This is a genomic window from Myxococcus sp. MISCRS1, from assembly GCF_026626605.1.
Taxonomy (GTDB): domain Bacteria; phylum Myxococcota; class Myxococcia; order Myxococcales; family Myxococcaceae; genus Myxococcus; species Myxococcus fulvus.
This window is the reverse complement of sequence record NZ_JAPNKB010000001.1, coordinates 4,597,582-4,610,092: the sequence shown is the minus strand read 5'-3', so window position 1 is coordinate 4,610,092 and position 12,511 is coordinate 4,597,582. Positions and strand designations below refer to the sequence as shown.

Sequence of the window (12,511 nt, the reverse complement as noted above, 5' to 3'; positions counted from 1 at the left end):
GCCTCCCCATGGGAGACCCCGGCGTCGGGTCCGACAGGCTGTCCGTCGAACGTCGTCGCGACTAGCGGTAGGCCGCCGCCAGGTCGTCGGCGCGCGTGACCTGACCGGCGCTGAAGGTGTTCATGCAGCTGTCGTCGGTGTAGTCCATGAAGTTGGTGATGGGGTCCAGACCGCCACCCGAGCAGGTGTCGCGGCCGGTGGGGCAGCCGTACGCCGGCGAGGCCTCGGCCGGGGTGTCGCTCACGCTGTCGCCCGTGGCGGTGCAGCCGCCCTGGAACGTGTGGTACAGGCCCAGCCAGTGGCCGACCTCGTGCGTGCCCGTGTCACCCTCGTTGTAGGGCGCCGCCGTGCCGCCGGGGACGCTGCTGTAGAGGATGACCACGCCGTCCTGCTGCGGGTTGGACGCGTAGCTGGAGGGGAACGTCGCCCAGCCGAGCAGCCCGCCGCTCAGGTTCGCCGAGTAGATGTTGAGGCTCTCCTTGCCACCCTGGCGCAGGGCCTTCTTCATGGCGCGCTCGTTGGCGCTGCCGCTCTTGAGCGCGTACCACTTGGAGTTCGTGGTGCGGGTGATGCCCTGCAGCACGAAGCGGAACGGCGTGTTCTGGTAGGCCGCGTTCAGCACCGCCATCTGCGCGTTGATCTGCGACTCGGGGATGTCACCGTTCGCGATGCCCGTGCCCTTGTTGACGACGTGGAAGTACGTCGGCACCGTCACCGAGCCCACCGCGCGCAGCTGGCTCTTGCGCGAGGCCAGGAACGCGTCGATGGCCTGGCGCTCCTCCGTCGACGGCTCCTCCGCCGCGCAGCCGCGGTGCGCCGCGACCTGCTCCGTGGTGTCCGCCGGGGCCTCCGCCTCCGGAGCCTCGTCTCCGCGACACGCGGCCAGGCTCAACAGTGCACCCGCGACCACGGCCAGACGACCATTCCTCTTCGCGACGCTGCCAATCATTGTCAACTCCAGGGAAGTTGGTGATTCATTGGATACTCGAATGATTCAACCAGAGTCAATCCCTGCCCAGACGGAAGCTCATTCGGGCCGGTATGTGAGACATGGATGCACCAATGGAAAATCTGTATGTAAAATGTCTTTAATTGACGCGAAAATACCCGGAGAGCGGCCACGGGAAATCGACGGCGCCCGGAGCGGGAGCGTCGGGCGGCGCACGCGGGCGCGGGGCCCGGGGGAGGGGCTGACGGGCGGGCGACGTTTGCCGGGGCGCGGGGGCCGGACCACTTTGCGGCAATCCCTGTCCAGGAGGACGGCATGGCTCGAAGGATTCGTGGTGGTGGGGTGGCGGCCCTGGCGGCGGCCCTGGTGTTCGGCTCGATGACGGGCTCCGCGCTCGCGGACGACGCGAAGAAGGACCGCAAGGAGCAGAAGCGCATCGGTGAGGCCGTGGCCGAGAAGGAGCTGTATGTCGGCAAGCTGGCGCTCTTCGATGCCAAGCAGATTGCCCTGGGCAATCTGGCGTTGGAGAAGACCCAGGACGAGCAGGTGCGCACGTTCGCCCAGAAGCTGGTGGATGACCACAAGCAGCACCTGTCGGGCCTGAAGGCGTGGGCGGACAGCAAGCAGATCGAGGTGGCCACCATCGACCTGAACCAGCCCGCGTCCGGCACGGGCGGCTCCGGCGCGATGCAGGAGGGCTACGACAAGAAGATGGAAGGCGTCGACGAGCGCCTGAACAAGGCCATCACCGAGGCCGAGAAGGACCTGGACAAGCTGCGCGAGAAGAGCGGGAAGGACTTCGACAAGGACTTCCTGTCGCGCGTCGCCGATGACGGCAAGAAGGGCCAGGACATGGTGGCCGATGGCATGAAGAAGTACGAGACCGACGCCGCCTTCAGCGAGCTCTTGCGCCGCACGCGCCAGGGCATCGCGAGCAACGAGCGGCAGGCCAAGGAGATGGAGAAGGCCCTCCGCCGCTAGGACTCGCGCGCTCGACGCATGACAGCACCCGCGCGGTGACCCGGTGCTTCCGGCGTCACCGCGCGGTGTCGTCTCGGGGAGGCGCTGTGTGCGCCGCTGGGCGCCTTTCGCGCTCCCGGGTTGACGCGGTGGGCGGCGGGTGTTTATCCCGACGCATGGCGAATGCCTGGAAGTGGGTAGCTGCCTGGTGGTGTGTCGTCCTGTGCTCGTGCGCGACGTCCGCGCCCCAGGTCCCGCCTGTCCCGCCGGAGGGCGCCACGCCCGTGGGGCCGTTCCTGCCGGCGGCGCGCGCGCTCTTCGCGGGGTGCACGCCGGTGCCCGACGGCCCCACGTCGCGTGTCTATCAGTGTGGCGACTCCACGGTGTGGCTCGTCGAGCGCAAGGCCGTGACGTCCGAGCGTGTGCTGGCGCTGGCCCGGGCCCGGCTGGTGGAGCGGCTGGGCGAGCGCGTGGTGGTGGCGGAGGGCGCGCTGCCGTTGGCGGACCGCTCGTGGCCCGCGGCCCGCTTCGCGGTGTGTGACGCGGAAGGGGGAGGCAAGGAGGCCTCGACGCCCTGCCGCGCGGGCGGCTACCTGGTGTCCGTGGCGGGGCCGCTCGGCCGGCAGCGGGAGCTGGGCTGCGTGGCGAAGAACAACGCCCAGCCCGCGGTGGCGCGCTGCCTGGAGCTGTTCGAGTACCTCGCGGCGAAGGGCAATCCCGAGGGGGAGCTGCTCGACGAGCAGGCGATGTTGCTGCCGCCGCGCCTGCCCTGGCGCTCGCTGGCGGTGCCCGAGAAGTGTCAGCCCTCCGAGTCCACCAGCCGCGCGGGACGCATCCGCTGCGACGACGCGTCCTTCGTGTGGAGCGTGTATCGGCCCGCGCGCACCGAGGTCACGGTCCGCTGGAGGGACCAGAGCGTGTCGGAGCTGCGCGCCGCCCTGCCCGGCGCCGGGCCCGTGAAGGAGGTGGCCTGCCTGCTGGAGCAGCAGCCCGCGCGCTGTCTGCGCTTCACCGCGCCCACGTCACGCGGGCCCCTGGTCGTCTGGGCGGGGGCGACACATTGGGATGACCGCGCGGTGTTCGCGGCGTGCAGCTTCCTCGAGTCCGAGGAGCCCGCGTTCCCCGCCGTCTGCAATGGCGCCTTCTCCGTCCCCTGAACGCAGCGAGGAAGGAGCCCGCCCGTGTACGCGTTGCAGCAGGTCTCCAAGCGCTTCGGTGACACCCTCGCGCTGGACGCGGTGACGCTCACGCTTCAGCCCGGGCGGACCACGGCGCTGCTCGGGCCGAGCGGCTGCGGGAAGTCCACGCTGGTGCGCCTGCTCAACGGTCTGCTGCGTCCGGACACGGGGCAGGTGCTGTACGCGGGACAGCCGCTGCCCACGGACGAGAAGGCCTTGCTCGCGCTGCGCCACCGCGTGGGCTACGCGCTCCAGGGCGGGGGACTCTTTCCTCATCTCACGGGTGAGGAGAACGTCGTGCTGATGGCCCGGCACCTGCGCTGGCCGGAGGCGCGCATCCGGGAGCGCCAGGAGGTGCTGGTGGAGCTGACGCGGTTCCCACCCGAGGCGCTCGCGCGCTACCCGGCGCAGCTGTCGGGAGGACAGCGGCAGCGCGTGGCGTTGATGCGCGCGTTGATGCTGGACCCGGAGGTGCTGCTGCTGGACGAGCCACTGGGCGCGTTGGACCCGCTGGTGCGGCATGAGCTCCAGGCGGACCTGCGCGCCATCTTCGCGCGGCTCGGCAAGACGGTGGTGCTGGTGACGCATGACCTGGCGGAGGCGGGGTTCCTCGGAGATGACATCGTGCTGATGCGGGACGGGCGCGTGGTGCAACAGGGCTCGCTGACGCAGCTGGAGACCCAGCCCCAGGACACGTTCGTCACGCGCTTCATCCAGGCCCAGCGGCTGCCTCCCGGGGGAGGCGTCACCGGATGAGCGCTCGCGCGAGGTGGACCTTGCTGGTGCTCGTGCTGTCGATGGGGGCCTGCTCCCGCGCGTCGAGCACGCCGGAGGGCACGGCGTCCGTGCGCGTGGGCTCCAAGAAGTTCACCGAGTCCGTCATCCTCGGGGAGCTGGTGACGCAGCTCGCGCGGAGCACGGGCGCGAGCGTGAGACATCGACGCGAGCTCGGCGGCACCGCGGTGCTCTGGGAGGCGCTCAAGCGGGGCGAGCTGGATGTGTATCCCGAGTACACCGGCACGCTGCGCCAGGAGCTGCTCTCCGGCCGCGCGCTGCCCGATGACGCGGCCCTGCGCGCCGCGCTCGCCGAGGTGGGCCTGCGCATGAGCAAGCCCCTGGGCTTCAACAACACCTATGCCCTGGGCATGAAGGAGGCGGAGGCCGAGCGGCTGGGCATCCGCCGCGTCTCGGATTTGCGCGAGCACCCGGAGCTGCGCTTCGGCTTCAGCAACGAGTTCATGGAGCGCGCCGATGGCTGGCCCGCGCTGAGAGACACGTACAAGCTCCCGCAGCGCGACGTGCGCGGCCTGGACCACGACCTCGCGTACCGGGGGCTGGAGGCCAGCTCCGTGCAGGTGACGGACCTGTACTCCACGGACGCCGAAATCGCGGCCTACGGCCTGCGGGTCCTCGAGGACGACGCGCGCCACTTCCCCGCCTACGACGCCGTGCTGCTCTATCGCGAGGACCTGGAGTCGCGCGCCCCCGACGCCCTCGCGGCCGTGCTGCGCCTGCAGGGCAGCCTCTCGGAAGACGCGATGGTGAAGCTCAACGCCCGCGCCCGACTGGAGCGCGTGCCCGAGCCGCGGGTGGCCTCCGACTTCCTCGCCGCGAAGCTGGGCGTCTCCACCGAGGTCCACGGCGAGGGGCTCGTGTCGCGCGTGCTGCGCCGCACCCGCGAGCACCTGTTCCTCGTCGGCGTGTCGCTCCTGGCCGCGCTCGCGCTCGCCATCCCGCTGGGTGTGCTCGCCGCGCGCAGCCCTCGGCTGGGGCAGGGCGTGCTGGGGCTCGCCGGCATCATCCAGACGATTCCCTCGCTGGCGCTGCTGGTGGTGATGATTCCGCTGCTGGGCATCGGCTCGCGACCGGCCATCGCCGCGCTGTTCCTCTACAGCCTGCTGCCCATCGTCCGGAACACCACCGCGGGCCTCACGGGAATCCCGCTGGAGGTTCGCGAGTCCGCGGACGCGCTCGGCCTGCCTCCGCGCGCCAGGCTCTGGCGCATCGACCTGCCCATGGCCTCGCCCTCCATCCTCGCGGGCATCCAGACGGCCGCCGTCATCAACGTGGGCACCGCCACGCTGGGCGCGCTCGTCGGCGCGGGAGGCTACGGCCAGCCCATCCTCACCGGCATCCGCTTGGACGACACCCGCCTCATCCTGGAGGGCGCCGTCCCCGCCGCCGTGCTGGCCCTGCTCGTCAGCGGCCTGTTCGAGGCCCTGGGCCGCGCGCTCATCCCCAAGGGGCTGCGCCTGCGCGCCGAGTCGGAGTCACGCTGACGCCTCAGGCGGCCGAGGCGTGCGTCGGCACCGGCTCCGACACCCGCTCCGCGCGGGGCGCGTCCTTCGACAGGCCCGCCGCGCACAGCCGCACCACCGTCATCCACACGAAGTCCGCCAGCAGCAGATGCACCAACTGCAGCCACACCGGCGCGAGCAGCACCACGTTGACGAGCCCCGCCCCCAACTGCAGGACGTAGAGGCCGGTGAGCAGCATCGCGGACTGCTTCACCTCCGGCGACGGCCGCAGCCGCGACATCCACCGCCCCACGTACACCAGCGCCGCGCCCATCAGCACCGCGATGATGGGGTGATAGATGCGCCGGCGCACGAAGAGGTGGGCCTGGTCGTTCGCGTGCTGCGCCAGCCCCTCCGCCAGCGTCTCCGAGGGGAACAGCGTGTCCCCCAGCGCCGCCACCGCGCCGCTCACGCCCAGCAGCATCATCCCGGCCACGCACACGCCCACCAGCACGCCCACCCAGCCCTGGCCCCGGAAGGACAGGCTCGCCCGGCCCTTCGAGAACCACACCACCAGCGTCTGCGCGCCCACCAACAGGAACGTGTTCACCAGGTGCACGCCCATCCACACCGCGCGGCCGACGGACGCGTTGTCCGCCACGTACTGGAGCAGCACGATGCCGGCGCCCACCAGCGCCTCCGTCATCATGAAGAACAGCGCCCAGTTCGCCGCCTTGCGCACCGGGTGGCCCTTGGCGTGCGCCCGCATGGCCCACACGCTCAGGGCCACCGCGAGCAGCATCACCACGCCGCTGGTCAGCCGGTGGGTGTACTCGATGAGCGTCTGGACCGTCGGCTCGCGGGGCACCACCTGCCCGTTGCACACCGGCCAGTGGTCACCACAGCCCGCCCCGGAGCCCGTGGCGCGCACGAAGGCCCCCCACAGAATCACCCCCAACGTGAAGACGAGCACGCCGAGGCTGAAGCGCTGGAACGAGCGGGTCGAGGCGGGATGAGTCATCGCGTCCCCCTTATCGCAACCGGGCTCCACCCGCCGCCCACGCACCCCATCCAGCGTCACCCCGCCCATCAGCCCGCCTGCTCGGCTCCTCCCTCGCTCGGCGCCGGGGCATATCCGGATAGGGCCCTCCGGATGTCCCACCCGGCCCATTGGATATGCCTGCTCCCTTTGACTACCTCATTGGATGATGTCCATTGGACACTTCCATGCCCCTAAGGGCTGGCACGTAGAGTGCTTAGCGATCGCTCAGTGCGCGACGGACCTCTCCGGAGGCTGGCGACACACGGTTTGAACAGGTGACCGCCCTCGGGCGGTCCCGGCACCCAGGGTCGAAGCTTCCCCCCTCTTGGGCCCATGGGTGTGTTCTTTGAGAGGCAACAGTCGGAAGCAGTACCGCGCTTCGGGCCGGGGTTCCCCCCCTCCCCGGCCCGGAGCGGACCTCTTCCGACGCGCGCCTCATGAGGTTCCCACAGGGGTGTGGGGAAACAGGGCGGGGCGCATCGCGGGTTGGGGTGGTTCCTCGACTTCAGCCCGCGATGCGCATCTGCTTTGCCCCCAGCACCGCCGGCAAGGGCCCGTACGCCATGGAGCGCTCGATGACGTTGCGCAGCTCGCGCACGTTGCCGGGCCACGGGTGGGCCATCAGCGCCTCCAGCGCGTCTGAACCCAGCTGCGGTGGCGGCTGTCCCTCGGGCGTGAGCTGCCGCACGAAGTGACGTGCCAGGGCCACCACGTCCTCGCGCCGCTCGCGCAGGGGCGGCACGCGCACCGGCACCACCTGGAGGCGGTAGTAGAGGTCCTCGCGGAAGCGGCCCTCGCGCACCAGCTGGCCCAAGTCCCGGTGCGTGGCGGCCACCACGCGCACGTCGACCTCCACCGGGCGTGTCTCGCCCAGGGGGAAGACCTCGCCGTTCTCCAGCACGCGCAGGAGCTTGGGCTGCACGTCCAGCGGCAGCTCGCCAATCTCATCCAGGAACAGGGTGCCGCCGTGGGCCGCGCGCAGCACGCCGGGGTGGTCCGTGGCCGCGCCGGTGAAGGCGCCCCTGCGGTAGCCGAAGAGCTGTCCCTCGAAGAGCTCCTTGGGGACGGCCGCGCAGTTGAACGCCACGTAGGGCCGCTGCGAGCGCGTGGAGAGCAGGTGCAGCGCCCGCGCGACGACCTCCTTGCCCGCGCCGGACTCGCCCGTGACGATGACGGTGGAGCGGCTGGCGGACAGGCGCGAGAGCTCCGCGCGCAGCCGCTTCATCGAGGGTGAGGCGGCGATGAAGCCCGGCAGCTCCGTCTCTCGCCCGGGCTCCTCGGACGCGGGCTCGCTCGTGCCCGACACGCCCGCTTCCACCGCCGTGAAGCCGCGCAGCGTCGCCACCTCCAGCGCGAAGCCTCCCAGCCGGGACAGGAGCGTGAGCAGCGCGCGGCCATCCACCGGCAGCGGCCCCACGACGCCCAGCCGCAGCCTGCGTCCACACCCGTCGCCGAACTCCACCTCGTCCGTGGCCGGCCGCGCGTCCAGGCCCGCGAGCACCGTGACGCGGCCCTGCGAGTCCACCTCTTCCAGCCGGGGCGCGCAGCCGGGGAACAGGCCCTCCAGCACGCCGAGCAGCTCGCGCTGGATGAGCGGCGCGCCCATGCCGCGCACGGACAGCCGCTCGAAGGGCACCACCAGCGCCTCGGAGCCCAGGCGCGTCGTGGCCCCGGGCTCGGATGGGGGGCTGCCCGAGCCGGCCGGGCGCGCCGTGGCGGGGATGAAGTTGGGCTGCGGCGCCATGCCGATGCGGCGCAGCTCCGCGTCGCTGGCGGCCAGCAGCTCGTCGGCGGCCGGGTCTCCCTCGTGCTTGGCCAGCCACGCCAGCAGGCTGCGCGTGAAGGCCGCCATGCACACGTCGCCGGAGAGGCGGAAGGTGCCCAGCGAGGCCTCGAGCAAATCCCTCGCCTCGCGCGTGCGGCCCTCGACGACCAGGAGCATGCCCTCGAAGCGGTGGAGCAGCGCGGAGTGCCACGCCGACGGCATCCGCTCCAGGAAGGCGCGCGTGCGGCGCAGCACCACCCGGCCTTCCTCCCGCTGCCCGGCGTAGGCGCGCGCGGCCGTCTCGTACAGCAGGCACTCACGGCGCAGGTAGGGCCAGCCGCCCAGCTCCATGCCGCGCGCTCCGGCGGCCGCGAAGCCCGCGGCGGCGCGCTGGGCGGTGCCCTCGCTCAGGTCCGCCATGGCCTCCACGAAGAGGGCGTACGCGCCGGTGAGCGAGCGCTGGATGTTGCCGTCGTACGAGGACAGGCGGGAGGCCAGCTTGCGCAGCTCCGCGGGCCGGTTCACCGTCAGCCACAGCTTCGCGCGCGTCACCGCGAGCTGCAGCGGCGTCCAGCTCAGCTCCTCCACCACCGCGTCGGCCTCGTCCAGCGCGGCCTCCGCCTCGGCGAAGCGCGCCAGGCGAATCAGCGCCTCCGCCTCCGCGCGCGCCGCGAAGATGAACGAGAAGCCGCGCGCCATGCGTCCGCCGTACGCGGCCTCGCGCGCGCGGCGCACCAGCAGCAGCGCCTCCTCCGGCTCGCACGCCTCGTCCAGCCGACGCTGCGCGAGGAAGGCGAGGTTGCGCGCCTCCAGGAACGCGTATCCCAGCCGCGCCGCGCCCTGGGCCACTTCACGGAAGCGGCGCGTGGCCTGCGTCGTCTCTCCGCGGATGGCCTCCTCGTGCGCGCACACGTCCTCGGCGAGCAGCCGCAGCGCCGGGTCCGTCACGTGGGCGAGCGCCTCCGCCACGCGCCCCGAGTAGCGCGCCACCCGCTCCGTCTCGCCCAGGTAGAAGGCGCCCGCCGTCTGCGCCATGCGCAAGAGGCAGCGCGCGTCCGAGTCCGGTTCCTCGACCAGCAGCGCCTCCGCGCGGGCCACGTGCGCGTCACTCTTCACGGCGTCGAACAGCTTCCCATCCGGCGACGCGTAGAGGTTCGCCGCGAGCGCGTGCACCTGCAGCTCCACGCCCCGCGGCAACAGGCCCATCTCCGCCTCGCCCAGGTGCGGCAGCAGCGTGGCGAGCGCGCCCCGGCTGTCCTCGCGTCCCCAGCGCTGCAGGTGGGACAGCCCCACCGCGGCGAGCGCCCTCGCGCCCGGGGTCCGCAGCACGCCCGAGGCCAGCAGCGTGAGCAGCTCCTCCTCCGCCGCGCGCCACTCGGCCCGCTTCAGTCGGTCCAGGGCAGGCTGCAGCCGCTGGCTCTCCTCGGGGCGCAGCTCCTGGCGGGACAGGGAGGGCAGCTGAGCGCCCGTGAGCCCGCCGCCCTGCAGCTGCTTGAGCGCCTGCGCCACCCGACCTCGGGGACGCCGCGCCTGGGGCGCGTCTTCCGGCAGCTCCCAGCGATACACCGTCAGGGGGGTGACTCCCAGCATCCGAGCGAAGGCAGCACGACTCTGGCCCCCACGCAGCGCGCGGATGGCCTCGGGGCTCAGCTCCCCGCCTTCCCCCTTTTCCTCGATGCTCTCCACGACACCGAACCCCTTGTGCCCCCCGCGAACACAATCTCATGGGCCTTTTCCAGGGGGAATGCAAACGATTGAGCATTTCCCCGGATTACCCACGAGTATCACCCGTCTCGACTCGGTGCGGGGTACGAGGAAGCGCCCAACATGATGTGGGATTCACCTCCCCGATGGCGGGGGAGGTCGTTATCGTATCGCGTGCCCCGAGCCTCCGAGCCACCCCCTCCGAGCGAGCCTCCCCGCCAGCAGGACGAGCGCCTGCGCCGTCTGGAGGACGCCTTGTCGGAGGGCCAGGCCCGCGAGGACGCGGCGGTGGAGGCGTGGGTGCGCAAGACGGGGCGCCTGCCTCCCCGGAAGGTCCGCCGGCAGTGGGAGAAGCAGTGGCGCAAGGAGGCCCGGCGGGACGCGCGCAAGGCGACGCGGCCCCGCTCACGGCGGCGCTCCTCGAACGCCTCCAGGGACCCGGTCAAGGCGGCGGCCTTCATCGCGCCGGCGATCGTGTGCCTGCTCATCGCCATGGGACAGCCCCGTCGGCTGTGGTGGCTCGTCTTCGTGGCGCTGGGACTCTTCCTGGCGTCGGCGAAGTACCTGAGGCGCCCCACGGAAGAAGAGGAGGCGCAGGCCACAGGGCTCGGGGTGAAGCCCGCCACGTCCGCCGAGCCCGTGGACCCCAAGGTGGCGCGCGTGGACGCGGTGTGCGCGAAGCTGCTGGCGGAGCTGGCCCAGGGGCCCGCGGTGCTGCGCGAGGTGGTGCACGCCCCCGAGCGCACGGTGGAGGCGCTGCGCCAGGGCTGTCACGCGCTGGCGAGCCGGGAGCGGACGCTGCGCGCGCTGGCCACACCCGAGGAGGCGAGCCGGCTGGAGGAGGAGCACCGCGCGCTGTCCGCGAGGGTGGCGACGGAGCAGGACGCGGTGGTGCGTGAGCGGCTCCAGGGCGCGCTGTCCGCGCTCGAGTCGCAGCGTCAGCAGCGCGCGGAGCTGTCCACGGCGGCGGACCGGCTGGAGGCCGAGTACACGCGGCTGTTCTACACGCTGGAGGGCCTCTACGCGCAGGTGCTGCGGGTGCGCACGGCGGACGCGTCCGGCGAGGACGTCGCCGGACTGGGACTGCGCCAGAGCGTGGAGCAGCTCGGCGCCGAGGTGGAGGCCGTGACGGAGGCGCTGGAGGAGGTCCACCGCCCACCCGACGGCCGCGTGCGCACGCGCTGAAGCGCTACTCGCTGAGCGCGCCGCCGCGAGCCGCAGGCGCGTCCCCACCGGTCGCGACGCGCACCGTCTTCGCGTTGAGGAACTCGTGGATGCCCAGGTCCGCGAGCTCGCGCCCGTGGCCGGAGTTCTTCACCCCGCCGAAGGGCAGCCGCGCGTCGGACACCACCATCTGGTTGACGAACACCATGCCGGACTCGATGCCGTCGATGAAGCGGCGCTCCTCGCCCGCATCGCGCGTCCACACGCTGGCGCCCAGGCCGAAGGGCGTGGCGTTGGCCAGCTCCACCGCGTGCTCCACGTCGCGCGCACGCAAGAGCGTGGCCACCGGGCCGAACAGCTCGTCATGGAACGCGGGCGCGGAGGGCGGCGGGTCCGCGAGCACGGTGGGCGGATAGAAGTTGCCGGGCCGCTCCAGCGGCTTGCCGCCGAGGAGCAGCCTCGCGCCGGCCTTCACGCTCGCCTCCACCTGCGCGTGCAGGCCCTGGAGGATGCCCTGCGTGGCCAGCGGGCCCAGGTCCGTCTTCGGGTCCATGGGGTCGCCCACGGTGACCTTCTTCAAACGCTCGACGAAGCGGCGCTCGAACTCGGCGGCGATGGGCTCGGCGACGATGAAGCGCTTGGCGGCGATGCAGGACTGGCCGTTGTTGATGAGGCGCGCGGACGCGGCCGTCTCCACCGCCTTGTCCAGGTCCGCGCTGGGCATGACGATGAACGGGTCGCTCCCGCCCAGCTCCAGCACCACCTTCTTGAGCGACTTGCCCGCGGACTGGCCCACCGCGCGGCCCGCGCCCTCGCTGCCGGTGAGCGTCACCGCGCGCACGCGGGCGTCCTCGATGACGCGGTTGACGTCGGCGGTCTCGATGAGGAGCGTCTGGAACGCGCCCTTCGGGAAGCCCGCGTCCAGGAACAGCGTCTCCAGCGCGAGCGCGCACTGGGGCACGTTGTGCGCGTGCTTGAGCAGGCCCACGTTGCCCGCCATCAGCGCGGGCGCGGCGAAGCGCACCACCTGCCAGAAGGGGAAGTTCCACGGCATGATGGCCAGCACGGGCCCCAAGGGTTGGTAGCGCACGAAGGCGGTGTCTCCGCCCACGTCGATGGGCCGGTCCTTGAGCAGCCCCTCCGCCTTGGCCACGTAGTAGCGGCACGCCGTCGCGCACTTCCTCGCCTCGGCCTTGGCGGCCTCCAGCGGCTTGCCCATCTCCTCGGTCATGATGCGGCCGTAGTGGTCCGCCCCCGCTTCCAGCAGCTCCGCGGCGCGGCGCATCCAGCGGGCGCGCTCGGCGAAGGGCGTCTGGCGGTACGCGCGGAACGTGTCCGAGGCGAGCTGGAGCCTCGACTCCAGCTGCTCCGGAGTGAGGGCGTCGAACGTGCGCAGCGTCTTGCCGGACGTCGGGTCGATGGTGGCGATGGCCATGGGAGGCTCCTTGCGGGAGCGCGGTGATAGCAGCCGGGCGCGCGCGCACAATGCCCGGTGAAGGCCAGCGTCAGGGC

General features: G+C 72.1%; 9 protein-coding genes. 5 read left to right on the top strand and 4 right to left on the bottom strand.

Annotated elements, in window-relative coordinates; translation table 11 throughout:
• Positions 1 to 61: 61 nt before the first annotated feature.
• Positions 62 to 949, bottom strand: coding sequence for a zinc metalloprotease (locus OWM54_RS17985; RefSeq protein WP_267698301.1), 888 nt, complete (start codon positions 947 to 949; stop codon positions 62 to 64).
• Between the two features lie 315 nt (positions 950 to 1,264).
• Here OWM54_RS17985 and OWM54_RS17980 point away from each other — a divergent pair, with 315 nt between their 5' ends.
• The 4 genes from OWM54_RS17980 to OWM54_RS17965 all read left to right on the top strand — a co-directional run bounded on the left by OWM54_RS17980 (position 1,265) and on the right by OWM54_RS17965 (position 5,366).
• Complete coding sequence (locus tag OWM54_RS17980; protein WP_223749862.1) at positions 1,265 to 1,930, top strand: DUF4142 domain-containing protein; 666 nt, start codon at positions 1,265 to 1,267, stop codon at positions 1,928 to 1,930.
• Between the two features lie 155 nt (positions 1,931 to 2,085).
• Positions 2,086 to 3,066, top strand: a complete 981-nt coding sequence (locus OWM54_RS17975) for a hypothetical protein (RefSeq protein WP_267698300.1) — start codon at positions 2,086 to 2,088, stop codon at positions 3,064 to 3,066.
• A 24-nt stretch (positions 3,067 to 3,090) separates the two neighbouring features.
• Positions 3,091 to 3,843 (top strand): ATP-binding cassette domain-containing protein, encoded by a 753-nt coding sequence (locus tag OWM54_RS17970; protein WP_267698299.1) that lies wholly within the window; start codon positions 3,091 to 3,093, stop codon positions 3,841 to 3,843.
• On the top strand, positions 3,840 to 5,366 hold the full coding sequence (locus tag OWM54_RS17965; RefSeq protein ID WP_267698298.1) for a glycine betaine ABC transporter substrate-binding protein: 1,527 nt from the start codon (positions 3,840 to 3,842) through the stop codon (positions 5,364 to 5,366). The genes OWM54_RS17970 and OWM54_RS17965 overlap by 4 nt, the downstream gene beginning before the upstream one ends.
• Before the next feature lie 4 nt (positions 5,367 to 5,370).
• Here the strand turns inward: OWM54_RS17965 and OWM54_RS17960 are convergent, their stop codons facing one another.
• Together OWM54_RS17960 and OWM54_RS17955 are read right to left on the bottom strand one after the other, a co-directional pair.
• The gene (locus OWM54_RS17960; protein WP_267698297.1) at positions 5,371 to 6,345 is read right to left on the bottom strand and encodes a COX15/CtaA family protein; all 975 of its coding nucleotides are present in this window, start codon (positions 6,343 to 6,345) and stop codon (positions 5,371 to 5,373) included.
• A 526-nt stretch (positions 6,346 to 6,871) separates the two neighbouring features.
• Positions 6,872 to 9,817 (bottom strand): sigma-54-dependent transcriptional regulator, encoded by a 2,946-nt coding sequence (locus OWM54_RS17955; protein WP_267698296.1) that lies wholly within the window; start codon positions 9,815 to 9,817, stop codon positions 6,872 to 6,874.
• Between the two features lie 273 nt (positions 9,818 to 10,090).
• On the opposite strand from OWM54_RS17955, the gene OWM54_RS17950 reads away from it, so the two are divergent.
• Positions 10,091 to 11,020, top strand: coding sequence for a hypothetical protein (locus OWM54_RS17950; RefSeq protein ID WP_248543243.1), 930 nt, complete (start codon positions 10,091 to 10,093; stop codon positions 11,018 to 11,020).
• Positions 11,021 to 11,024: 4 nt separating this feature from the next.
• On the opposite strand, the gene OWM54_RS17945 is transcribed toward OWM54_RS17950, so the two are convergent.
• A complete protein-coding gene (locus tag OWM54_RS17945; protein WP_267698295.1) occupies positions 11,025 to 12,434 on the bottom strand; it encodes an NAD-dependent succinate-semialdehyde dehydrogenase in 1,410 nt (469 codons plus the stop codon).
• Positions 12,435 to 12,511: the final 77 nt, after the last annotated feature.

Bases quoted from the DNA above. Each gene is read 5' to 3' on its own strand.
- OWM54_RS17985 (WP_267698301.1), bottom strand. From the start codon at position 949: ATGATTGGCAGCGTCGCGAAGAGGAATGGTCGTCTGGCCGTGGTCGCG.
- OWM54_RS17980 (WP_223749862.1), top strand. From the start codon at position 1,265: ATGGCTCGAAGGATTCGTGGTGGTGGGGTGGCGGCCCTGGCGGCGGCC.
- OWM54_RS17975 (WP_267698300.1), top strand. From the start codon at position 2,086: ATGGCGAATGCCTGGAAGTGGGTAGCTGCCTGGTGGTGTGTCGTCCTG.
- OWM54_RS17965 (WP_267698298.1), top strand. From the start codon at position 3,840: ATGAGCGCTCGCGCGAGGTGGACCTTGCTGGTGCTCGTGCTGTCGATG.
- OWM54_RS17960 (WP_267698297.1), bottom strand. From the start codon at position 6,345: ATGACTCATCCCGCCTCGACCCGCTCGTTCCAGCGCTTCAGCCTCGGC.
- OWM54_RS17945 (WP_267698295.1), bottom strand. From the start codon at position 12,434: ATGGCCATCGCCACCATCGACCCGACGTCCGGCAAGACGCTGCGCACG.